Genomic DNA, 24,977 nt, shown 5'->3' with positions numbered 1-24,977 from the left:
CTTTTGCAGGACGAGTAGCAGGCGAGACGATTGCGAATTGATCAGAACTTGAGTAACAGTCATATCATATTGTTAACTATACCCCCTATTCCCCCAAGGAGACAAAAGATGAATGGAAACATCGCACGTCTAACCGCCTTGGCATTGATTCTATTGACCGCAATTTCGGCAGCTTACGCCAAGCGTCTGCTTCTGCCGCCGCCGGAAGGATACAAAGGCGTCGAGATTAATGGAGTCAGGTTTGTCGTTGGTCAAGTGTATATCCCGGAGTACGCCGACACCGTAAAATTGAAAGAGTATGGTTTCCGCGCCTTTGAACCGATGGGAAGCTCGCATACCTATCGCAAAGTAAAAGCGATCTGGCCGCTGGACTTGAATTTGAAAGCGCTGCCGGAGTGGATTAGCGGTTTGACCTACGAAAAGGCCAAATCCGTAGAGGAGATGCAGCAGGCCTACAAAACTGGCCCAGACGAGCAGAAATTCGAATCCGTCGGGACCCTCTTCAATATTTACGGTAATCAGTACAACAACTACGGCGGCTGGATGGTGATTCAGGAACCCTACAAGTCGCCGGGCGACCCAAACTACCGCTTAAACAATTACGGCTTCTATAATGACGGCCGCCGGGGGAATCAAACGTTCAATGATTGGGGAATTCGCTATCACACGAAATCTCCGACGCTGCTTACTCCGACCAACATCGGGGTTTACAGCGCGCCGCGCTACTATCGTCCACGCTATTGGCGGTGACAACTCGTTTCACTTATTGAATCAAACAGAACATAGACGGAGACTGAATCCATGCCCGCTCGCAAAGGCGCTGACTTCCTCAAGAATCTGAAAAACAACCCCCCGGAAATATACCATCGTGGAGAGCGTATCTATGACTTCACGACGCATCCGGAATTCAAAGGTCACGCCAAGAGTCTGGCGGATATCTACGATTTGCAGTGGAAGCATGCCGAGGTCATGCTGGTAAAGGATGATGAGACTGGCGAGCTGATTGGCAGGACATATCAAATCCCGCGAACTGCCGAAGACATTCGTCTGCTCTCACAATGCATGCTAAAGATTGCTGAATTCTCCTGCGGCATGATGGGACGGTCGCCGGACTATTTGAATCGTGCCATGGCTTCCTATGCCGGCGGTTGGAAGTATCTTGCCGAGCAGGATCCGCGTTTTGGGGAGAACGCGAAAAGCTTGCATCGTCACCTGTCACAAAATGACTTGTGCATGACACATACTCTGATTAATCCGCAGGCCAATCGCGCAGTATCTGTCGCCGCGCAGAAGGATCCTTATCTTGGAGCGCGGATAAAAGAGGAACGCACGGACGGTTTCGTTATTCGCGGCGCGCGCATGCTGGCCACCGCGCCGATGTCCGATGAAATCATGGTCTTTCCCTCGACACTTCTTACCAGCAATCCCGAAGACGCGCCGTACGCATTCGGCTTTTGCATTCCGTCCAACACTCCCGGGTTGAAGTTCCAGTGCCGCGAAACCGTAAGCTATAATCCAAATGGCTACGATCATCCGCTCGGCTCTCGTTTTGAAGAGCAGGATGCCGTTGTCATCTTCGATGACGTCTTTGTGCCGTGGGAAAAAGTGTTGCTCTACAAGAATGTTGATGTCTGCAACAAGGCATACGCCGCTTCCGGCGCGGTCGTGCATATGTCTCATCAGGTCTTGTGCAAGAACATCGCCAAGAGCGAATTCCTGCTCGGCCTCGCTTCGCTGATGGTAGACTCCATCGGAATCGAACAATTCCAGCACGTGCACGAGAAGTTGTCCGACCTGTGGATTGCGCATGAAACAATGAAGGCCTTCCTGCGCGCTGCAGAGGCGGATTGTCACCTCGATGAATACGGAGTCATGCGTCCTGCCTGGGATCCATTGGATGCAGCGCGTAATCTCTTCCCCAAGACCTATCCGAAGCTCGTGCAAATCATACAGCAACTTGGCGCAAGCGGTTTGGTAGCTATGCCGACGCAGGCTGACTTGAACGGACCACTTAAGGAGGAGATTAAACAATACTATCAGGGCGCGCGTGTGGATGCCTACGAGCGCATTCCGCTCTTCCGCCTTGCGTGGGATGCCTCGATCTCTGCTTTCGGAACTCGTCAGGCACTATACGAGTACTTCTTCTTCGGCGATCCTGTACGCATGGCCGGCGCGCTTGTAAAAAACCATCCGCGCAAGGAAGCCATGGAAAAGGTTCGCCACTTCCTCTCTAAAATGCGCGACGAAGCCGAAGCTGAAGCAAGCGCCACATCACGCAAACCAGCCGAAGCGTAAATAATACTGCGCATGACGGACCACCTTCATCCGCTCGATCCCCGCACGTTCTTCGACACCGTTGGCCTGTTTGCCACCGGTGTTTGCGTCATAACCACCGACGGCGAGACCGGACCACACGGCATGACCGCCAATGCCGTCACATCGCTCTCGCTCGATCCGATGTTAATAATCTTCTGCGTCGCCAAGCGCGCGCACATGGCAGAGTATCTGTCAAAGCCGGGCGCGAAATTCACCGTGAATGTGTTGCGCGATGAGCAGATTGCAATATCAAACCATTTCGCAGGCAGGTCAAAAGATGGTGAACAGCCATCCTTCCGATTTGTTCCGTGGCCCGGCGGACCTCGGCTCGAAGGTGTTCTTGCCGCAATCGGCTGCGAAGTGGACAGCACTCCAACAGGAGGCGACCACCTGATTGTCGTTGGCAAAGTGGTCGCATTGCACATGGGAATCGAGCCGCATAACCCGCTGCTCTACTTCAAGAGCCGCTATCACGATCTCACAGGCAAACTCAGTCAACCCGCACCCGACCGCGTGGACTTGAGCGGTGACGGTCCGCAGCTATTCCTCGACCCTTGGTCAGGCTGATCGTCTCAACATATCATCTTCTTTTTCCGTTTTCACAGCAAGGACAAGAACAATTAACACCGAAGTAATCGTAAAGCCGCGCGAACGTAAGCAGAAGTCCGCGCTGCGGCAGATCAATAACGAACAAGATCTGTTCCAAATTCTAAAACCGTATACAGTACCTTCTGTCAAAGTTTCGCTTTGGCAGACTTTCAATACATTCATTCCGCTCCTCGCGACTTACTACTTAATGTACCTGAGTCTTAGTCAAACCTATTGGCTGACGCTCGGTCTCGGCGTGCTTGCCGCGCTCTTCACGGTCAGGCTCTTTATCATTCAGCACGATTGCGGCCACATGTCCTTCTTCCCCAGCCGCAAATGGAATGACCGCTTGGGTTACATCTGCAGCTTCTTCACGATGGTACCCTACTACTATTGGAAGCGGCAGCACGCGCTGCATCACGCGTCCAACGGCAATCTCGATCATCGCGGCATTGGCGACATGGATGTTTACACGGTGGACGAATATCTCGCCATGAACAAGTGGGAGCGCCTTCGCTATCGCCTCTATCGCAATCCGCTCGTGTTTCTGTTGATTGGCCCGTGGGTACTGCTTTTCTATGTCAATCGCCACTGGACCGACCCTAAGCAATACAGCCCGCGAGACAAGCGCAACGTTGTTATCTCAAACATCACGATGGCCGTGACCTTCGTCGGACTTTCGTGGCTGATTGGCCCCGTCGCATTCCTGAAGATCGCCCTTCCCGTACTCTACATCGCCGCCGGTGCAGGCATCTGGCTATTTTACATTCAGCATCAATTCGAGCACACCTATTGGAAACCCGATGCCGAATGGAACTTCGTCCGTGCCGCCATGCAAGGCAGTTCGTTTTACAAGTTGCCCAAAATCCTTCAATGGTTCACCGGCAACATCGGCTTTCATCACATTCATCACCTGACACCCGGCATCCCGAACTATCGCTTGGAGAAAATCTACAACGAAAACCCCGAGTTTCACGACGTCTTCGAAGTAACCATACTCTCCAGCCTGAAAACCATGTTCCTCTCCGTCTGGGACGTCAAGCAGCAGCGCTTAATCAGCTTCAAAGAGCTGAAACAAAAGTACGCATAATGTCGAACGGCTCGTAGGGGCACAACACGTTGTGCCCGTCTGCGGTTCCCCCGTTTCCAATTTCCAATTTCTATTTTTCCTCGCAATGACCCCCAACATTCTTCGCACGGCCCACGCCGAATTCCGCGTCACCGATCTTGAGCGCGCCAAAACATTTTATGTGGACGCCCTCGGCTTCACGATTCTCCATCAGGATTCCGAGCGCCTCTACTTAGGCAATATCGAAGAGCGCGACCCCTATTCGCTCGTGTTGAGAAAATCCGCTCAGCCCGGCCTTGGCCACTTGGCCTTCAAAGTCGAGCGCGAGAGTGATCTCGACGGCCTCGCGTGGATTGCGGGCGAAGACGGCTTGGCTCACAAGTGGCTCGACAAAGGCGCGAAATACAAAATGGGCCGCACGTTGGTCATGCAGGACCCGCACGGCATTCCGCTTCACTTCTATTTCGAAGCCGAGCGCCGCGACTGGTCATTGCAAAAATATCACGAGCACCGTGGCGCGAAAATTCAGCGCATTGACCACTTCAATTGCCAAGTCCACGACGTGCGCAAAGCCTACGAGTGGTACACCAAGCGCTTGGGCTTCCATTGCAGCGAATACACAGCGGCCAACGACTCGCCGAAGATTCCCGGTGAATATTCCGCGTCGAATCCGAGCTACAGTTGGCGCTGCGTCGAAACGGATGATTTGTGGGCCACATGGCTGCACAGAAAACCCAACGTGCACGACATCGCCATGATGAACGGCATCGGCCCGCGTCTGCATCACGTCGGCTTTTGGGCCTACGACAGATTATCAATCTTGGATGCCTGCGACGTGCTGGCGAGCATGGGCATGGTGGACCACATCGAGCGCGGCCCGGGCCGTCACGGCCTGTCGAACGCGTTCTTTCTCTACTTGCGCGACCACGACAACAACCGCATCGAAATCTATTGCGGCGACTATCTCTTGACCGATTGGGACGTCCCGCCCGTCCGCTGGAGCATCAACGACAAGCGCCGCGCTACCTTCTGGGGCCACCTCCCGCCCAAGTCATGGTTCGACGAAGCAAGCCTCGTAGAAGACATCGTCACCAACGACCTAATGCCCACCGCCGAACCCAAGTTCTTCGGTCGGCCGACTTTTGTGGTGTAGGGGGAGTACTTCCTATGCAAGAAGAGATGAAAACAAGATCAATGGAGCTTGAGACGACGCAGCGATCTTGGAGACTGAGCATTTCGTTTCCATTCTGGCTGTTTATTCCCCCGGCGGCACCCGCTGCGGGTGCCCCTCCTGAGTAAGCGAGGAACCACTTGACCATTCGTTCAAATTTTCGTAAATTAGCTCCGAAAGGAGCAAACCATGTCCACCACCCCTGACAAAAAGTTCGCAGAATTAATACTTTACATCTCTGACCGCTCAGAGCTGGATCCGTATTTCGGGGCCACGAAGCTGAACAAAATCCTCTTCTTCTCCGAACTGTCCTTCTTCGCCAAACACGAACGCGGCATCACGGAGCAAGAGTACATCAAGCGCGACTTCGGCCCCGTCCCCCGCGACATGTCCGCCACCCTGAAACAGTTGCAGGTCGAAAAAGCCCTCGCGGTCAAGGAGATTGACTTTGAAGGCTACAAACAGAAGAAACCTCTCGCACTGCGCAAAGCCGATCTTTCCCTCTTCAGCGCCGAAGAGATTGACGTCGTCAATCGCGTGATAGACAAACTTCGCAATCACACCGCGACGGACGTTTCAGAACTGTCGCATCAAACCGTAGGTTGGGAACTCGCAAAGTTCGGTGAAGTCATCCCGTTGTCAACTGTCCTTATCTCAAACAGACCGTTGACCGAAAAACAGGAAGCCTTCGCCAAGACTCTTCGCTCCAACTGATGAGCAAGAAGCTCTGGACGTTCGTTCGCACAGAACGATTCGTTGACCAATTCCGCGAGTTCGACGGTCGTGACAGCCGGCTCGAACAGTTCATGCTGATCATCGAATGGGCTCGCCCACAACCCTCGCATGGGCAAGCAAACCGCGACAGCAGACATCTGGGCCATAAATTCACGCTACTTGCGCTACGATGTAACGGTTTACTATTCCTTCAACGATCATCAGATTTTCCTCGAAGGTGTCATGCTCGAAGAGTCAACCGACTCCCTTTACGAGGAATAACCCCGCTACCCTCCTCGCCTTTCCAATTTCCTTTTCCACCTCCCCTTGCCCTCAAAACCACCCACAGATAAACAGATTGCCGCACGATTAGGGGAGTGTCACGCCATCTGGCACGACTTCACCACCTTCCTCGAAACTGAGTTCGCCCCGATAACCTACGAGTGGAAAGCGACGAAAGACGTCTGGTCGTGCCGACCGATGCAGAAGGCGCGCAGAATCTGCTACCTTGTTCCCGACGACGGCCAATTCACCGTAGCCTTCGTCTTAGGCGAGAAAGCAGTCACCGCAGTCTACGCCAGCAAATTGCCAAAATCCATCAAGACCGAATTCGAGAATGCCAAACCCTACGCCGAAGGCCGCGGCATCCGCATCACAATTACCAAACCCGCTCAGCTTGCGCACCTGAAAACGCTTGCGCAAATCAAGCTGGCTAAGTCTCCGTAACTCCGTTCATCCCCTTTCCCCCGGTAAGCCTCCGGCCTCTCGAACCCCGAAAATTATCCTCCTGTCTTTCCTCAACCCTTGTTTGCCGAGTTGTCAGGATTTAACGCAGATTCTGAACTTAGCCACACCCCTGACTCGCCTCATTTGACACCCCCATATTCCCAGAGTGCGCAGAAAGTGTGAAGTCGTGCAAACTCTGCGTAATTAATTACGCAGAATTGAATATACAGAACATTGTAAATACAATACTTAATCACGAAAATCTCGATGGCACAGCCGTTGCCATAGTCATAAAGTGAATGGGCCATGTCCGTTCGCCCGGGTCCCATGCCGGGTTTGATCTGGCAAGGATGATTACCCCGCGCGGCACCAACGGGTAATGATCCCTCCCAAGTATAGAGGAAGGAAGTTAAGGGGCCTTGCGGGAACCTCGTCATTGCGCGGTTTTCTTCCCAGTCTCCCTGCTACTTTGTGACGACGCTTTTTCCTCCTTGTTTCGGCTTCGGAACTCGTGAGGCCCTCCCTTTCTCTTTCTTGCACCTATCATTCGGAAATGATCTTTGGAAAGACACGGATTCAGTTACCGAGGGCAAATGGCACGGTTTCTTTCGCTCCTGCTTGCGGCCCCTGCACGGCTCACTCAGACTCTGCAACACGGTTCTCGGTGACTGAATCTGTCTCTTCCAAGACATGGACACGCGCGAAAATGCGCGTGTGACTCGGATAATTTAAAACACCGCCCTCGCAGCGGTGTTTTGTTTTTGGGTGGATAAGTTCAAACTTATTGAGAATAGTGAATTAAGAAAAGTTAACAAGTTGGTTTGTGTGCAAGTTTGGGGTTGACAATCCTTTGGTTGATCGGTATATTAGAAGTTCATAAGATGGCTTAGCAAATACGATAAGGCATGTAAACTTCGGGATCGGAGTTGCTTAGCTATCCGCCGTTGCCTCGTAAATTGATTTGTCTCATTGGGTCATGAGGCAAGTCACCAGATAATAGAATAGTCCTACCACGTTGCGATGCCGCCCGGGGTCGTCGTAATGTCCTACCTGCCTCACCACAAACAGACGTACAACATCAGGCTTGGCTACGCGATCGCGAACCTCGCGCCCCCGTTCGTCAGAGGAAAACTACCGTGTATGAAAAATTGACAGCTCCAGCAAAGGGGTCGAAGATCACTGTTGCTGAGGGCCGGCTTGTCGTCCCCGACGATCCGATTATTCCTTTTATAGAAGGAGACGGAACCGGCCCGGACATATGGCGCGCCTCGCAGCGCGTGTTTGATGCCGCGATAGAGAAGGCATTTGGCGGAAAGAAGAAAGTCGTATGGTTTGAAGTATATGCCGGCGAGAAATCGCTGAAAGTTTATGGGGAAAATGTCTGGCTGCCGGATGATACATTAACCGCTATTAAAGAGTATATCGTTGCGATTAAGGGGCCGTTGACCACGCCAGTGGGCGGCGGGATTCGCTCTTTGAATGTGACGTTACGACAGGTTTTAGATTTGTACGCTTGCGTGCGTCCGGTTCGCTGGTTTGAAGGAGTTCCGGCTCCGGTGAAGGACCCGGGTAAACTGAATGTGGTTATCTTCCGCGAAAATACTGAAGACGTTTACTCCGGTATCGAATGGAAATCCGGTTCAGCGGAAGCAGCGAGACTTATCGAATTTGTTAAGGGCATGGGGAAGAACATTCGGCATGATTCGGGTGTGGGAATCAAACCGATTTCAAAATATGGCAGTGAGCGCATCGTACGCAAGGCCATTCAATATGCGATTGACCGCGGGCTGACAATGGTGACGATTGTCCACAAGGGCAATATTATGAAGTTCACCGAAGGCGCATTCCGCGAATGGGGCTATGAGCTTGCAGCTAGGGAATTCTCGGATAAGGTTGTCTCGGAGAAAGACTTGTGGGACAAGTTTGAGGGTAAGTTGCCCGCGGGTAAGATTCTCTTGAACGACCGCATTGCCGACGCGATGTTCCAGCAATTGCTCTTGCGTCCTGACGAGTATCAGGTCATCGTGACGCCGAACTTGAACGGCGACTACTTGAGCGACGCGTGTGCGGCTCAGGTGGGTGGTTTAGGTTTGGCTCCGGGAGGCAACATCAGCGACGCATACGCGGTGTTTGAAGCGACGCACGGCACGGCTCCGAAGTACGCAGATAAGGATGTCATCAATCCGGGTTCCGTAATTTTGTCCGGTGTGATGATGTTTGAATATCTTGGTTGGGATCCGGTGGCGAAGTTGATTGTAAAGGGACTCGAAGGAGCCATTGGCAAGAAGCGTGTGACCTACGACCTCGAACGTCAGATGCCGGGTGCAACGAAGCTCAAGACCTCGGAATTCGCGACGGAGATTATCGCGAATATGTAGTCCCGTTTGCGTGGCGGTGAAATGCCTTCCGCCGCCACGATTTTTAGTTAGATTTTTGAAATTTGGGTTGCTTCAGAGATGGAGTTCCCCTATCTGCATAGACGAAACAAACAGTCCAAAAGTTGCATCGCCCGCTACGGGCGGGATTGCCGCGAAGAGGATTTTCACATGAAGCGTAGTCTGACCACATTTTTACACATCATTGTCCTGTTTACACTGACGGCAGCGGCTTTCGCGGGAACAGGAAAGATTGCAGGTACCGTAATAGACGCCAACGGTGACGCAGTGTTGTTTGCGGCCGTGCAGATAGTCGAGACACAACAGGGCGCAACAGCGGGCGTTGACGGCTCGTATGCAATCCTTGGTGTCGCGCCGGGCGATTATTCAGTCAGGGTGACTGCCGTCGGTTACGGTCCGCAGCTCATCAAAGGAGTGCAAGTAAGCTCCGACTTGACGACAACGCTGAATTTCACGCTGGTCGAAGAGGCAATTCAGATTGGTGAGCAGGAGATTGTCTACAAGAAACCTCCGGTGGAATTGGGAACGACAGGCAAGCAGGACCGCATCGGACGAGAGGAAATCCTGATGCGCGGCCAGTCACCGGTTTCGATTATCGCCAAGCAACCGGGTTTCAAAGTTGACCCGGACGGCGGTCTGCACGTACGCGGCGGCCGTGATACGGAGGCGAAGTACGTTGTGGACGGTCAATCCAAGTCGGACGCGCTCTACAACAGTTCAAAGCGCTTGATCAATACGAGCGCGCTGAATGTAGAAGAAATCGAGATTCTGACGGGCGGTGACGCATCGACGGGCGGCTACCAGTCTGCTTTGATTCGCGTGACGACGCCGGAAGGCAAGATGGATGCCTACAATGGAACCATCGAGTACCGCACGGACCGTTTGTTCGACACTTACAGTTTCGACCAGGATCAGGCCGACTACGCATTTAGTGGACCTGTACCGTTTGTAAAAGAGCTGTTCAACATGAAGGAGAACAAGTTCAGCTTCTTCACATCGGGAACGGCGAAATTGACGAATACCTACACGCCATACAGTATCCGGCGAGACCCAAGCGATTACCTTGACTTCGGTTTTGACCTTCCGGAACGGCAGTCGAACGACTACTCGACTTTCTGGAAGCTGACGTACCGCATGGATCCGGCGCGCAAGTTCAACTTCTCATATACTCGCGAACACTCGCTCTGGGATATCTATCCGGACGGCGAAGCCTCGATATCTGGAAATTATGGCTGGCAGTACAAGTACAACGTGGAAAATCGTCCTTTTTCACGGAACATACGTGATTCGTACAACCTGCAGTATCAGCACAACGTGACGCAGAAGACGTTCTATGAAGTTTCTGTTGGACGCTTCAAGACTGCGACGCAGGTTCGGCCGCGGGGCAAGAATCCGGATGAATTCACTCTCGACACGGAAGTCGAAGACGACCGGATCTTCACACAAGGCGGATTTGGCGGCGGCGGCGGCGCGGACGTGAATCAGAACGGTATCCCTGACGGATATCGCGACGCGAACGGCGACGGCGAATATAACGGAGAAGGTGAAGGCTACGACGACGTCAACGCGAACGGTCGCTGGGATCGCGGTGAAGATTGGGTTGACTTGAACGGCAACGGCGTGTTTGATCAAGCCGAACCATGGGTTGACCGTTCGAATTCACAGGGTGAGAACAATCCTGGTGTTTATGATCCGTGGGATCCCTACGTGGATGTCAACGGCAACGGCCGCTGGGATGATGCAGAGCCTCAGCTTGCCGAGCAGGATTGGAACGGCAACGGAGTGTGGGACGGAGAGCGGTTTCAGGACGCCAACGACAACGGCCGCTATGACGGTTGGGGCGAAGGCTATGATGACCGCAATGCCAACGGTTCGATTGACAAGAAGACGAATTTCGAAGACGCCGACGACACCGGCGAAGGATTGTTGGACGGGGACTTCGTCTATGACACAGGTGAGCCGTTCATTGATTCGCCGGACGAAAACGGTTATTTCAATGGGACATGGGATGCAGGTGAAGTTTGGCTTGATTTGCCCAGCGGTGTTTCTCTGGGCGGCGGTCGTCTGCAGCCAACGCGAAACGGACAGTATGACGGACCGAACGGGCAAGCCGACGACTACGAGCTCTTCTGTATTCCGTCTTCCTTGGGATACGGCATGGATCCCCGCTTGCCGGTAATTTATACCTGGGCAAACATTCTGGAGGAGTTTCCGGCCGGTGAACCCGAATGGCTCAGCATGGGATTTGACCAGAACTTTATTCCTCTTTACTTCCATTATATCGAAGGCCGTTCTACGTGGATCAACCGCACGTTGGACGATGTTGAGGCACCGGTCTATGATATTCCGAATTTCTTTGCGGACGACGGAGAGTTCTTCTACGATTACAACAAGAACGGCGTGTGGGATTCGAATCCCGATGACTTCCTGAATCCGGGTCAGTGGGACGAAATCGCATTCTGGCAGGACCGTTTGTCTGTCGAGTATTCGGGCAAATTTGACATCACGAGCCAAGTGAACAAGGCGCACGAGTTGAAGTCGGGTATTGAAATCAAGTACCGCGACTTGCAGATGCAGTCCATTCAGGGTCCGGACGAGCCGTACGACAACGAGGATTTCCCGCTGCCGGAAGGTTCACCGTATATTGGGGTCGGCGGCACACGTGACTTCTACAATCACAAGCCGTGGGAAGGTTCGGTTTACTTCCAGGACAAAATGGAGTTCGAGGGCTTGATCGTTCGCGCGGGCTTACGGTCGGACTTTATTATACAGGGCGACGGCCTGCTGCAGCAATTCCAGGATCAGGTTGATCGCAACCAGCCGGGAGCACTGCTGGCGGAGCGCGGGCGGTATGTGATTGCGCCGCGTTTGGGTATCTCGCATCCCGTGTCGGCGTCGTCTAAATTGTATTTCAACTACGGGCACTACTATCAGACGCCTTCGTTCCAGTACTTCTACCGCAGTGCAACGGCGAACATCTCCCCGAACACAGAAATTGGAAATCCGAATCTCGAGTACGAGAAGACGGTGTCCTATGAAGTCGGTGTGAGCACGGAGTTCGCCGAGAATTGGGTGGTTGATGTGGCTGGCTACTACCGTGACGTTTACAATCAGATTGGAACAGTGGAGGAGCGCATCGGACCGTTGACTCTGAACCGCTACTTCAATCTTGGTTATGCCCGGGCACGCGGATTTGAGTTCTCACTGGACAAGAAATTCAGCAGCATGTGGGCACTGACGGCAAACTACGACTTTTCATTCGCCTACGGCAAAGAGTCTGCGGCGGCGGAAGGATTGCTGGACCGTTTGAATGGTGTGCCGGAGAACCGCAACGAGCATCCGCTGGATTGGGATGAGACGCACCGAGTGTCAGCATTTTTGACGATGATGGTTGCGAAGGATCAGCACCCGCGCGTGCTGGGTGTAACGCTGCCTTCAAACTGGCTATCGACTGTGGAGTTCTCGTACGGCTCAGGTTTGCCGTACACGCCGTCAACTTATACAACGGGACAGAGCGCGAACTTGATCCTTGCCAATTCGGCACGCAAGCCGGCAACTTCAACGACGGATTTCCGGTTCGACAAGTTCTGGGAAATCGGCAACGGAATGAAGATTTCGACGGGCTTTGAGATATTCAATTTGTTCAATCGCAAGAATGTCAGGGACATTTATTCGGAGACGGGAAATGCGTACGACTCGTCACATGAGGAGAATCAGAACGAGGCGGACGACGGCAACTTGGGCAAGGACTTGGATCACAATCCGCGGAACTACTTCCCGCCGCGACAAGTGCTGCTGCACTTGAAGTTGGATTTCTAAACAGCCTTGCGGGTCCCACAAGAAACGATTTCTGGAGCAAGATAAAACATGTTCGCAACTTTGCGTTTGATCGCATTAGCCGGTGCAGCAACGGCGCTAGTGATACTGGGTTGTTCGGATCCCGAATCGAATCCGATTGTCCCGCCTTCACCGTTCAGGGAGGGGATTCGCCTGGAATCTCCGACCAGCGACGTGACTTTGGCGCCGCAAGACAAGCCGTATCTGATTGACACAAATTATGTTATTCCGCAAGGGGTAACGGTGACGGTGCAACCGGGCACGGAGATAATGGTGGCCGGGCTGTTCTGGATCGATGTTCAGGGGAAGATTGTCGCCCAAGGCACGGCGGGAAGCCCGATCATTTTCACGAGCGCGCACACGTCCCCAGACCTTGGGCAGTGGCGGGGCTTCAAGCTGCACAATCAGGCAGAAGGATCGGAGTTCCGTCATTGTATATTCACATATGGCGCGTACTTTGATAGTGATACACTGACTCCTATTGGCCGTGACGCGCAGAACTACAAGGGCATGCTGGCCATCAATAATAGCAGTCCGACGATTGAGCACTGCATAGTGACGCAGAATCAAAACAATGCGGTGTTCATTACGAACAGTGCGAGCCGCCCCGTCATTCGCTACAATATATTCACGCGAAATGACGCGTCCGGCGTGCGTGCCGACTCCAGCGTATTTCCGCAGGACTTGGATATCTCGTATAATTGTATCTCTGATAACAGCGCGCCGGCGTTTATTATGACGAACGACAATCCCGACACAGTAGCGGGAACGCGCCGCATATTTGGTGATCCGACGACGGTTAATGTGAATCTGGATTCGTGTGATTCGCACTTCAATATTGACATTCTGCCGTTGTTTGTCGATCCGGCGGAGGACCTACAGACCCGGTTTGCCAATTATGAGCTGCAATCGTGCTCGCCGTGCGTAGATGCAGGTCCAGTCGGAACAGATCCGGATCCGGACGGCACTCGCGCCGACATGGGAGCTAAACCCTATGCACAGGCGGCGGGTGAACTGCGCGGACGGCTTGAGACGAACTTGAGTGCAGGTGTGTATCGCATGTCGTGCGATGTCGTAATACCGCCGGGTGTAACGGTCGTCATCGGTGAGGGCGCAAAAATTGAGGCGACAGGACTGTTCAATTTTGAAGTATACGGCAAATTGCTGGTCGAGGGAACTGCGAACAGCCCCGTGGAGCTTTGTGCCTGTCAAACTGCGAATCAGGATTTCGTCGGCGGTTTGCTGTTTCTTGATCGTGGTGACGAGCCTTCGATCTTGAGAAATTTCATTCTGAACGACTTCAATCGCGTGACCGTCAATAAGGCAGGTGTCCGGTTCGAGGATTGTGAGTTCAACACGGGCTTCCTCGGCGGTGCGCAGGTGGCTACGGGCACGACCGCGCTCGATAGTGCGGTAGTGTTTGATGAGTGCATTTTTACAGACGTTGGTGCGTGGGCAGTACAGGTGCTATCGTCTTCCGTGATTATATCGAATTCAAGAATATTCGGTTCGCGTGGACAGGGCATCACCATGAACAACGTCGGAAACGGCGTACAAATATTCAATACCGTTGTCGAAGCCTGCTCCGTTACGACGCTGTCCATGGAGGATTTCTGCAGCCCGCTAATTGTGAACAACACGTTTGTGGGTGGCGGCTACTATGGAATTCACATGCGGCAGAACTGCAATCCGACGCTGCTAAACAATATCGTTGCGCACTGCGGACGTTATGGTGTATTCGCAGAGCAGTCGTCTTTGCCGTTTATTGACTATTGCGACATTTGGAACAACGGTTTGCGGGACACGAATCCGGCCAATTATATGCCGGCCACGTTGGATGTCGGTGCGAGTATCAGCCAGGATCCGCAGTTCTCGGACAATGCCTACAGGCTTGCCGCCGCCTCTCCTTGTGTGAATTCCGGACACCCGGATTCGCAGTACAATGATCCTGACGGTTCGCGAAATGACATCGGCGCATGGGGCGGCCCGGGCGCCGGTGCGGTTGGCCGGGGAATGATACAGCGCTTGATGGCGCAACGATAAGAGAAATAATTTTGATTGCGAAGGCCTAACAGCGTTCGCCTGCCTTATTCTATAGAGGTTCTCGCACATGCGCAGGAATACCTACACATTTTTGTTAACCGCCCTACTTTTGCTTGGGCTTTGCACGGGACTTGTGACGGCACGAAACATGCCGTACTCAAGAGGAGACATTCGCGGGCCGGTGCGTCATTTGGACGTGGCCAACCCTGATGATCAAAACCGCGTGCATGATGCCGGCAAAATGTGGATGAACATCACGAACTACGGCTATTTTGGCAACGACGGTCCTTCACAGACCGGTGCGCTGGATGATCCGTGTCCTCCGGGAAATTGGGCGCCGCAGTGCGAGTTCCCCGGCGGTTCGGGACAACAATATCTGTTTCAAGGCGCGCTGTGGATTGGCGCGTTGATTGAAGAGGACGGATTTTTCACGACGCGCGTCTCGGTGGGTACGGACGGCTGGCAAAACCCGTCCATCAACGAATTTCACGCGCCGGAAGCAGGCTTGCCCGGCAGCGGAATTATTGAGCGTTCTAACCGCCCCGGATTCACGAACTGCTTTGGCGAAGTTGTTTATGATTCATTGGCGGTTTCCGATCAGGATTTCGTGGCGACTATGGCTGACACGTTGACCGAAGAGTTGTTTGTTCGCGATGATCCGGACGACGGCCCGCATCGCCCGCTTGGTATCAAAATCACTCAAAAGTCGTATTCGTTCAGTCAGGCATTTGCGGAGGATTTCATAATTATTGATTACGAAATCGAGAATATCGCATCGAACTTTCTGAAGAACGTTTATGTCGGTTTATATGTTGACGCAGACTGCGGCGTCGCGGGCGACAACAACGAACACACGGACGATATTTGCGGTTTTGTTCGCGAAGTTGATGAAATCAGTGCTGAAGGCGACACGACAAAAGTGCGCATTGACGTGGCATGGATTGCCGATAACGACGGCTATCCGGACCAGACGTTCGGCGGGCCGTTTACGATTCCTCATGTAACCGGCACACGTGTCATTCGGGCGCCGAACCCGCGACTATTCACGTCTTTTAACTGGTACAATCCCAATGGTGACGTCAACCTCGATTACGGCCCGGCCTGGGAGGCATATGCCGACCGTGATAGTCTGGGTATGGGCTGGACGGCGACCTGGGGCACACCGGAAGGTGACGCACACAAGTATCAGCTGATGAGCAACGGCGAATTTGACTTTTGGCAGACGTCAGTGGATGAGCTGTCCGCAGGCGTTGTTCTGGCGGACTCGGAACTGTACAAGTACTCCGGGTATCCTGTGCAAATCTTCTCCGATGCGGGTGTGGTTGACCCTGCGACCGCGGAAGATATCGCAAACGGATATGACACGCGCTACCTGCTGTCTTGGGGGCCGCTCGGAATCTATGACTTCACTGATGGCGCAGGAAATGATATTTACCGACTGAATCCGGGTGAGAAGTTCAAGATGACGATTGCCTATGTCGGTGGTGAGAACTTCCACAATCCCAATAATCCGCAAACGAACAACACGAATATTGACACGTCGAAGTTCGACTTCCGTGATTTGAAAGACAATGCGCGCTGGGCGAAGGATGTGTACGACAATCGTATGTTCGACACGCCGATTTTCGACTGGGGATTTGACGGCGATCCGGATAGCTTGGATGCGGACAGTTCTCAGGGTGATGGAATTCTAGATACCGGAGACGGGTGGTACGGCGAAGACGTCGGCCGGGACGGTATCTACGGTGTCCGTCCTCCGGGCGTTGACAGTATTGAAGTGACGTACTTCATTGGCGCCAACCTATTGGGAATGGGCGGCGCGACCATTACGGTCGGCTGGTACACCGGACCTGATGAAGGTGAACGCGACGGCCGCGTCACTGATGTCGACAACAATCCAATTCTCCAGGGCAGAACGCCGTTCCCGGTGACTTCAGAAGACAACATCATTCCGCAGGATCTCGTTTATGCCTTCAACGCGTTTCATCCGCTTCAGCTTGGTCCGTGGGACATGGGCTGGATGAGTGGAAACGGTGTTCTGGATATGGGTGACGGCATTCCTGATTTTACGGGTCCTCCGCCTCCGCCGATTCCTGCGTTGATCGAGTGCGTGCCGAATACATACAATTCTGCGCAGCATCAGGGCGGCATTGTGAAGATTACACCCGAGGGTCAATGTGCGACGGGCGGTCTCGGCTACGAGCTGCGCGACAAGGAAGTGATTCTGCGCTGGTCGAAGCGTTCTTCGGAGGCGCCGACCTACAGGGATCCGTTCAGCCGTCTGCAGGACTTCGAAGGGTATCGCATTCACGTCGCAACGGTGAATCAAGAAAACAGCTTCGAGCTGCTGGCTCAATTTGACGTTGAGGATTACGCCTATTTTGCCGATGGCTCGGATTCGATGATGACGGTTCCTGTGCAGACAAGTCGTCCGGATACGCTCGCGCCGGACACGACAATTATCGGTGTGCATGGCACACTCGGTCCGGTTGGCCCGAACACGGGAATCGATGAAATCCTGAGCGCGTACGAGGGCATTTATGAGTACCGGATACCTGCGCAAACTTTGGCACCGAGATACTATGCCGTGACTGCGTTCGACTACGGTGATCCGAAGTCGGGCTTGACCACGCTTAGCACACGCGCCACCGCGAATGCGGTGTTGCTTGCACCCGCCGGGTCAGAGCGTCGTGAGGTTACCGTTGTGCCAAATCCGTACCGCGCGTATCAAGATTATACTTCGGACTATCGCGGTCAATCGTGGGAAAATCAGAATGACGGAACGAACGATTTCTTTCCACAGGTTGACCGGCGTATAGAATTCATGAATCTCCCCGAGAAGGCGTTGATTCGCATTTTCACTACGGCCGGTGACCTCGTGCAGGTAATCCCTCACAACACGGACGGCGACCGGAGTTCGTGGGCAAGCTTGAATTCGGAAAAGTGGGATTTGAATTCCCGCAACAATCAGCAAGTAGTGTCAGGACTTTACCTGTTCAGTGTCGAAGATCTTTCGGATCATTCGATTACGACAGGCAAGTTCGTCATTATCCGTTAACCCAGAATTTAGAATCGTGTTCATAGACGGAAGGATGTGCACATGAAGCGTTGGCGACTATTCGGACTGCTTTTGGCCTGTCTGATCGCTCCCTCGATGCTGTGGGCTCAGGCAAAGGTCGGCACCGCCGGCGTACAGTTTTTGAAGATAAGCCCGTCGTGCCGCGCGGTCGGCATGGGCGAGGCCTACGTGGCGGTTGCCACAGATGCCAGCGCTATCTGGCACAATCCGGGCGCACTAGCTCGTCTGGAAAAACCTGAAGCGGTGGTCAGCTGGATAGATTACGCGGCAGGATTGCAGTATGGTTATCTTGGCGTATCGCAACCGGTCGAAAAACTAAACGGTACGATGGCAGCCTCGGTGAGCTATTTGACAACCGATGAAATGAAGGAAACCACACCGGAAATGCCGGACGGCACAGGCCGGACGTTTACAGCGGGTGACTTGGCCGTGGGGTTGTCCTACAGTCAAATGCTGACCGACAAGTTCTCGGTTGGAGGAACGCTGAAACTTGTCAATGAGACTTTGGCAGACAAGTCCGCGACAGGTTGGGCGGCGGACGTCGGCACATTTTATGACACGGGCTGGAAGACAGTCCGGTTGGCGATGTTGACGTCGAATTTCGGTCCGGACATGAAGTTCGTGAACGAGGAGTTTCCCCTGCCGATGAATTTTACGTTTGGAGCTTCGATGTATCTTGTGAACACGAACGACCGCGACTGGTGGAACGGTTCGGATTCGCTGGGTACTCATTCGTTGCTTGCCTCAATGGCCTGGTCGCATCCTAACGACAATTTGGAAGTCTATAACTTCGGTCTGGAATACGGGTACATGAATACGGTGTTTTTGCGTGCGGGCAAGAAGTTGAACGGTTGGTCACGCAAATCCTGGGACGAGTATCGCGCTGCTATTAATGCAGGTGAGGACGCATCCGGGGACAATCCGTTTTACGAGTTTCCGTTATTCAGCCGCAACGGCACGTTTTTCGGCAACGGCGCGACGATTGGTGCGGGATTGAATCTGGCGAAAGCAGGCCTAACGATTGACTACGCATTCACGGGCATTTCGTTCCTTGAGAACATCCATCGTTTCTCGCTGGGCTATCGCTTCACCAAGCACCTGCTGTAATCCGCGGAGAGAATCATGTCCCGAAATACAAAAATACTTTTATTCACAGGTTTGCTGATGGCTCTTGCTGTCGGCTGTGACAGGTTGAACGACACGCCGAGTTCGAACCAATCTCCGACCGTGCGATTCGTGAATTTCCCCGTTGACAGCACGGAGTTTTCCTATGCTCCAATCATTTACTGGCAGGGATTCGACCCGGACGGATTTGTGACGGGTTTTGAATATTACGACGATGTCTCCGAGGAAGCGTTGAACGCTTATCGAGCGGGCGACGCCGCGTTTCAAGCCTATTTGAATACAATTGCGGATGCAAATATCTGGACGTTGACCGAAGAGGCCAGCGAGCAGATATACTTGCTGACGGAGGTCGGCGAAGTGACGGAGCACATCTTCCTTGTGCGCTCGGTGGACAATCTTGGTGCGAAGTCAACGATCGCGGCGAGAACATTTTTCCGTTCCAATCAGCCGCCGAACACGCCTCAGTTGCGCTGGGCGGAGAGCACAAGCACGGACTATGATACCGTTGTGGCAATCGCGGATACGCAGCTTGTCGGCGACACGTTGACTATTACTTACAACGGGCTACGCCTGCTCTGGCAGGGCAGCGATCCGGATTCACGCACGTCTAATGTGATTCCTCTCCAGTTCAGCTATGCGCTTGTTAACGGCCAAGGCGACTCGATCGCGCTCCCGGTCAGAAATGACAGTAATCATGTCGTCGGGTATCGCGCCGGCTGGAGCAACTGGGGCAACGAGACTCAGATTGCATTCTACGGACTTGAGAGCGGCAATTATACGTTTTATGTTCGGGTGCGCGATGACGGGTTCACGCTGGCAAATAACATGGCGCATGCCACTTTCACAGTGGTAAAGCCCCAGTTGACCGGGCAGCTGTTGATTGTCAATGAGAATCGACCGCCCTCTGCGCTTGAACTGAATCGCGGCGGTATTGACGCCGACACCTTGAAAGCGTTCTATCTTGGAGTAAACGGTACAGGCGGAGTGCTGCGCGATGCAATCGATATCGCCAACACGCTTGCGCCAATTGCTCAGCCGCCAGGATCGCCGCCAATACGCCATTTTGATTTTGACAGCATTGCCTGGTTGGATAATGTTGACGGAGATGTGTTGTCTTACGAATACATCAGCCAGTTTGCGGTAGTCTGGATTATCGATGACGATAATTCATCGCCGGGCAGGACGGCGGCTGAAGCAACGGCCTACACGAAAGTACTGGCCGACTACATGAATGTCGGTGGTAATGTAATGTACACTGGCCGCAGATTGTTCAATAAATCGTTGAATCGCGCTGTCGGTACAGCGCCAAACGACTTCCTGCGCGAGTACTTCAACATCTTTGCCATTCGTTCGAAAGCAGTTTACAGTAACAACGTCGTTAATTCCGGAATCGCGGATTTTGTCGGCGCAGTGGCCGGCGACCCGCAGTATCCGGATTTGAATATTGATTCGAACATGGTGTCCAAGCTGCGTTATTTGAATCAGGGGGTGACCTACCCGCCGGAAATCGAGTACTTCGGACGATCCAACGCGCCGGTGAACTTTGACTTCGCGATTACCTTGTACAATTACAAGTCAAGCACCGCTGACACGTCGCTGTACACGAACCTTGTTGAGAATTACGACTGTGCGGTGGATACGAATTGGTCAAACGAGACAACGGTTGCCTTGATTCCTTTGGATGAGACTTTGCCGTTGTTGTCGGCTTCAACGATTCGCAATGTTTCGCGTGGCGTCAACGGCGAGTTCATGCACGTGCGCAATATCAGTTCAAACTTGCTTCAACCGAAGTGGCGGATTTTTGCGTCCATTCCGGTCGGTGGTGGTGAATGGACAACGGCCGATACGCTCGAAGTAACGTATCGTTTCATACCTCTTTCCGCTGACCATGATGAGCCGATAGCACTGAACTTCATCAAGTACGACGGAACGATTGAAATAATTCAAGTCGGAGAGACGATTCGCACGCGCATTTTTGCGACGCCGCGGTTCCGGAGCTGCTTCTTTACGTTCCCGCTGTCGTACATGAAGAACGAGCTGTACACTCATCCGATACTTGGTGATGTACCGGCAGTCAGTTTGTTGATTGCAAATGAGCTGTTGTTCTTTAATCAGAACCTCGACTTCAGCTTCAATTAATCAGAAGAGTCTCCGCATTTAATACACTGGAGCCGCGGAACAGACGTCCCGCGGCTCTTGTTTCTAACCATGTTTAATGAACACTCTCCCCGCAATCTGATCATCCTCTGGTCGGTGGTGTTGATGGGCCTGGCGGTTTGGCAGCCGACGGGCTATTGGACGATTGATGATGGAATCAAGTCCATATCCGCAACACGCGGGCAAGGAATGTTCGGCAGTCCGATTCCGGATGACACACTTCGTGGGAAACTTTCCAACTCTGCTGCTTATCCGGTGTTTGTCGAGCCATTTGCGGAGCGAATAGAAAATGGGGTTGCGCCTGGGTTTTCTCCTTTTTCAAGAATGCTTGCCGGTATCGAAGGGGAGTTCTCTCGTCGGGCGTTATTAGTCGTGACGGCGATAATCGCCATCGGTGTTGGGTGGACATTCTTCGCTGCAAGACTTGCATGGGGATTCGTGCTGCTGCCGTTGACATTCTATGGGCTTGTTCCGTGGGAGCATGGATTTGCGCTTTGCCTCTCGACGATCGCGCTGATCGCTTTGCTTTGTAAAGAACATATTCACACGGCTTTGGCGGCCGTCTGCGGAATTTTGCTTGCGGCGGCGACAATGCTGAGGCCTGAACATGGATTACTCCTGCTTGCGGGAATGATCTACATGTTACATACGAGAAGAATCAAGGAAGGCATGCTTCTCCTTGCGGGAAGCGCCGTTTGTTTTGGCACTCTTATTATGTGGGCAGGGACAGATGAGGTGTTCCGGCAGGTTCTCTTGAATAGAAGTCACGCGGACTGGTCGCTCAGCACTCGCGTGACGGCTGTTATAGATACGGTTTTTTCAATCGGTCCAAATCTCTATGTCTCAGGAATTCTGATTGCAATTCTGCTTGTTTCACTTTTCGTTCTAGATAAAGAAGGCACTCCACGCGTTTTCCGGCTTCTTGGTTGGCTCGGCGTATCGGTGTACGCGTTCATGATAGTCAAAGTGGTCTGGGAGCGCAGCTATCCGCCTTTCGCGATGTTATCAACAGGCTCCATTGCATTCGCAATGCCGTGGATGCTGTGGCTGGTAACGAAGCGGGATGCATGGCGAACCAAGGCAATGCCTTATGCGTTTGCCGCGCTCGCAGTGGGAATCCTTCTGCTGCCGCAATCAACCGGAGTGCACTGGGGACCGCGACTGCTGCTGTTTGCCGCGCCGTTGTTTGTCATCGCCTTGTACAAGGCCAACCTGCACAGGTCAACGGCGTTTAACGCGCTTGTTTTGTTGTCATTGATTCAAGGCATTCACTCCGGTGTTGTCGTGTACGCCCGCATGGTGGAGTCACGCGACCATGAGGAACGGTTGCTGCCGCACATTGGGACCCCGTTGGTGACAACCTCGCGGTCTCAGGCAATTGATCTCGCAGGCTTGTGGGATAACACGGAGTTCTTTGTAGCCTCCAGCGGCGATGAGCTAAAAAGCCTGTTCGTTCAATTCTACGAGCTGCGCCTGGATAGCGTGTGGCTGCATCTGATGTCATCAGACAGCTTGCTGATTAAAACGTTTCCAAACAACAAGCCGGTGTGGCCGCACAAGATGACGCTGGTCAACTGCGGCAATCTGTATCGTTCGCAATGGAGATTGTATCAGATTGTGATGAACCGAGCGGATCCGGAGTGGATTCCTCTGCTTGAGAAGGAGGCAGGACGAGCTACTCAGGCGGGAGATAACAAACGCGCGTTATTTCTGCAGAACGATATTGTCCGCCTGAATCCGAATCGCGCAGAGGCGCATCACAACATGGCGGTTGCGCTGGCAAGGTTGGGGAAGAATTACGATGCTCTAAAGGCTGTCGAGCGTGCGCTCGAGATTGATTCTACTCTGAGACCCGCGCAGGCGCTTCGCGACCGGCTTCAAGCTGCTGAAGCAAACTAAGCGCGGGAATGTAGGCGGGGTCGATACGGAGGGCGCGGGCGAGGGCTTCACGGGCCGCATTTTCCTGTGCATTCTGTCCGAACGCAAGCGCGAGGTGGTAGTAACCCGGAGCGGAGGGGATAAGTGCGACACACTCTTTCAGCGGAAGCTGTGCGGAGGCCGCGTCGCCATCGCGGAGAAAGCGCTTGCCTCGTTCAAGAAGCAAGCGCGCGAGGTTGGTTCGGGCATCTTCGTGTGACGAATCGGCATGCAATGCGCGATGATAGGCATCAAGAGCGCTGGCTGTGTCCTGCTTGGCCTCAAAGACCACGGCGAGATTATTCCATGCCGGTGCAGACTGTGAATTCTGTTTGAGCAAGTCAAGTAAAATTGCCTGTGCCTGATTCAGGTTGTTCGACTTCTGCTCGACAACAGCGAGATTCAGTAGTGCCAATTCGCGGGAGCCAGGATCAGTTTGAGCAAGAGTGAAACTCTTCCGCGCTTCATCAAGTCTGCCAAGTGCAAGGTAAGCATTCCCTTCCATGTAATGCGCTGCGCCGACGTTGGCTTCGCGCGCATTGAAAGGGTTGATTACAGCTATTATAAAAAACGTAAGGGCAACTGCTGCCGCTCGTGCGCGCAGTGCTCTCCCAAGGGAGAGGTAGGTCGTAACTCCAGCGCCTGCGAGTGTGCAAAGCCACGGGACAATCGGCATTCGAAAGCGGCTGGCGATGAAAAAAAGGATGACACTGACGGCATAAGCGAGCACCAGTCCCCATAGCAGCCTTGCCTCGCGTCTGTACAAGGACAGGGCGGCTAAGGGAAGCAAAAGTGTAAAATTCAGCAGAATAAGCAGGCTAAGGCCCGGTGTTTGCCCTGAAAAGTAGGCTATGTGTTTGTTATTTGAGACTTCGAAGCGGTTGAAAAACAGCAGGGTCTTTCGTACCATAAGCTTAAGAGAGGTAACCGGCTCGGAAAGCCAGAATTCCTGACCCTTCTGATAGTAGAAGTCGGAGACTTCGCCGGGGCCCATATCGCGGCGAGTCTCGCGCTCTGCCATGGCATTCGCCTCCTCCAAGGTCCAAAACCGGTCTGCGCCGGGCAAAATGGACGCTATGCCGTCTGCCTGAGGGTTATTGCCAATCCAGAAGTTGACCCCGCCTTGGGTGGCGATGAGGACGGGCTCGTACCCCATTGTCCAGTTGGCCAGTGTTATCGGCGCAATGGGCACAGAGAGCCCGAACAGGCCTGCGATAGCGATTCGAGCTGACAGCGGCCTCCACAGCGGCCACAGGGCAAAGGCAAAAGCAAACGGTGCGACCGGTAGAAAGTTCGGCCTGGTAATCGAAGCAAGCCCCCAGACAATTCCGCAGAGGAGTGCCTGCCTGAGCGAAGGGGATTTTCGCAGAGCAAGTGTGCTCCAACCTGCCAATACGGCCATCAGCATTTCGAGACTGGTCGAGAGAATTTCGGCGCTGAAGAAAATGACCATGCCGTTCACGGCGAACAACGCTCCGGCGATGCGTGCGGCGAGGGATCCGAAATAACAGTGAACGACACGATACAGGATTGCAAGTGTCGCCAATTGCAGAATAAGATTGAGCAGTCTGGCCCACAGCAGGTCATTGTCCACAAGGGCGTAGACGAAGCCTAAGAGCCACGGATAAAGCGGCGCACGAAAGAGCGGCCATGGCCCGAATTCACCGGAGGCGGCCCTTGTTGCGGCCTCGTGATACCACAACGGGTCCACAGCCGGAGCCCAGAAGGTCGGACTGCCGGATGCAAAGTAAAGATGCCAAACGCGCAAGGTAAGCGCGCCGGCAAGGATTAACCAGAGCCAACGGTCAGAAACAAGACTTCGCATACCCTGAATATATG

Annotated in this window: 16 protein-coding genes; 15 read left to right on the top strand and 1 reads right to left on the bottom strand. The window is 53.4% G+C overall.

What is annotated here, in order from left to right:
• Positions 1-108 precede the first annotated feature (108 nt).
• The 15 genes from HUU59_08820 to HUU59_08750 all read left to right on the top strand — a co-directional run bounded on the left by HUU59_08820 (position 109) and on the right by HUU59_08750 (position 23,120).
• Entirely contained in the window at positions 109-750 is a 642-nt protein-coding gene (locus HUU59_08820; GenBank protein NUO19534.1) for a hypothetical protein, read from the top strand.
• Positions 751-801: 51 nt separating this feature from the next.
• Entirely contained in the window at positions 802-2,295 is a 1,494-nt protein-coding gene (hpaB, locus tag HUU59_08815) for a 4-hydroxyphenylacetate 3-monooxygenase, oxygenase component (GenBank protein NUO19533.1), read from the top strand.
• A 12-nt stretch (positions 2,296-2,307) separates the two neighbouring features.
• A complete protein-coding gene (locus tag HUU59_08810) occupies positions 2,308-2,883 on the top strand; it encodes a flavin reductase (protein NUO19532.1) in 576 nt (191 codons plus the stop codon).
• Positions 2,843-3,994, top strand: a complete 1,152-nt coding sequence (locus HUU59_08805) for a fatty acid desaturase (GenBank protein NUO19531.1) — start codon at positions 2,843-2,845, stop codon at positions 3,992-3,994. Before HUU59_08810 ends, HUU59_08805 begins: the two co-directional genes overlap by 41 nt.
• Before the next feature lie 85 nt (positions 3,995-4,079).
• A complete protein-coding gene (locus HUU59_08800) occupies positions 4,080-5,126 on the top strand; it encodes a VOC family protein (protein ID NUO19530.1) in 1,047 nt (348 codons plus the stop codon).
• Positions 5,127-5,333: 207 nt separating this feature from the next.
• Entirely contained in the window at positions 5,334-5,858 is a 525-nt protein-coding gene (locus HUU59_08795; protein ID NUO19529.1) for a SocA family protein, read from the top strand.
• Positions 5,859-5,987: 129 nt separating this feature from the next.
• Positions 5,988-6,140: a hypothetical protein gene (locus HUU59_08790; GenBank protein NUO19528.1), complete on the top strand. Its 153-nt coding sequence runs from the start codon at positions 5,988-5,990 to the stop codon at positions 6,138-6,140.
• Positions 6,141-6,185: 45 nt separating this feature from the next.
• Entirely contained in the window at positions 6,186-6,584 is a 399-nt protein-coding gene (locus HUU59_08785) for a DUF3788 family protein (protein ID NUO19527.1), read from the top strand.
• Between the two features lie 1,136 nt (positions 6,585-7,720).
• Positions 7,721-8,962 carry an isocitrate dehydrogenase (NADP(+)) gene (gene icd, locus HUU59_08780; protein ID NUO19526.1) on the top strand — a complete coding sequence of 414 codons (1,242 nt, stop codon included), beginning with the start codon at positions 7,721-7,723 and terminating at the stop codon, positions 8,960-8,962.
• Positions 8,963-9,130: 168 nt separating this feature from the next.
• Positions 9,131-12,799 (top strand): TonB-dependent receptor, encoded by a 3,669-nt coding sequence (locus HUU59_08775; protein NUO19525.1) that lies wholly within the window; start codon positions 9,131-9,133, stop codon positions 12,797-12,799.
• 48 nt (positions 12,800-12,847) lie between these two features.
• On the top strand, positions 12,848-14,860 hold the full coding sequence (locus HUU59_08770) for a right-handed parallel beta-helix repeat-containing protein (protein ID NUO19524.1): 2,013 nt from the start codon (positions 12,848-12,850) through the stop codon (positions 14,858-14,860).
• 67 nt (positions 14,861-14,927) lie between these two features.
• Positions 14,928-17,918, top strand: coding sequence for a hypothetical protein (locus tag HUU59_08765; GenBank protein ID NUO19523.1), 2,991 nt, complete (start codon positions 14,928-14,930; stop codon positions 17,916-17,918).
• A 42-nt stretch (positions 17,919-17,960) separates the two neighbouring features.
• Positions 17,961-19,046 (top strand): PorV/PorQ family protein, encoded by a 1,086-nt coding sequence (locus tag HUU59_08760; protein NUO19522.1) that lies wholly within the window; start codon positions 17,961-17,963, stop codon positions 19,044-19,046.
• Positions 19,047-19,061: 15 nt separating this feature from the next.
• A complete protein-coding gene (locus HUU59_08755) occupies positions 19,062-21,203 on the top strand; it encodes a hypothetical protein (protein NUO19521.1) in 2,142 nt (713 codons plus the stop codon).
• A 69-nt stretch (positions 21,204-21,272) separates the two neighbouring features.
• Entirely contained in the window at positions 21,273-23,120 is a 1,848-nt protein-coding gene (locus HUU59_08750; GenBank protein ID NUO19520.1) for a hypothetical protein, read from the top strand.
• Here the strand turns inward: HUU59_08750 and HUU59_08745 are convergent.
• Positions 23,062-24,963: a glycosyltransferase family 39 protein gene (locus HUU59_08745; GenBank protein ID NUO19519.1), complete on the bottom strand. Its 1,902-nt coding sequence runs from the start codon at positions 24,961-24,963 to the stop codon at positions 23,062-23,064. The genes HUU59_08750 and HUU59_08745 overlap by 59 nt on opposite strands.
• Between the last annotated feature and the right edge of the window lie 14 nt (positions 24,964-24,977).

It is taken from the genome of bacterium, assembly GCA_013360195.1.
Classification (GTDB): domain Bacteria; phylum Electryoneota; class RPQS01; order RPQS01; family RPQS01; genus JABWCQ01.
The sequence above is the reverse complement of the archived record's forward strand: the minus strand, read 5'-3'. Positions and strand labels throughout refer to the sequence as shown.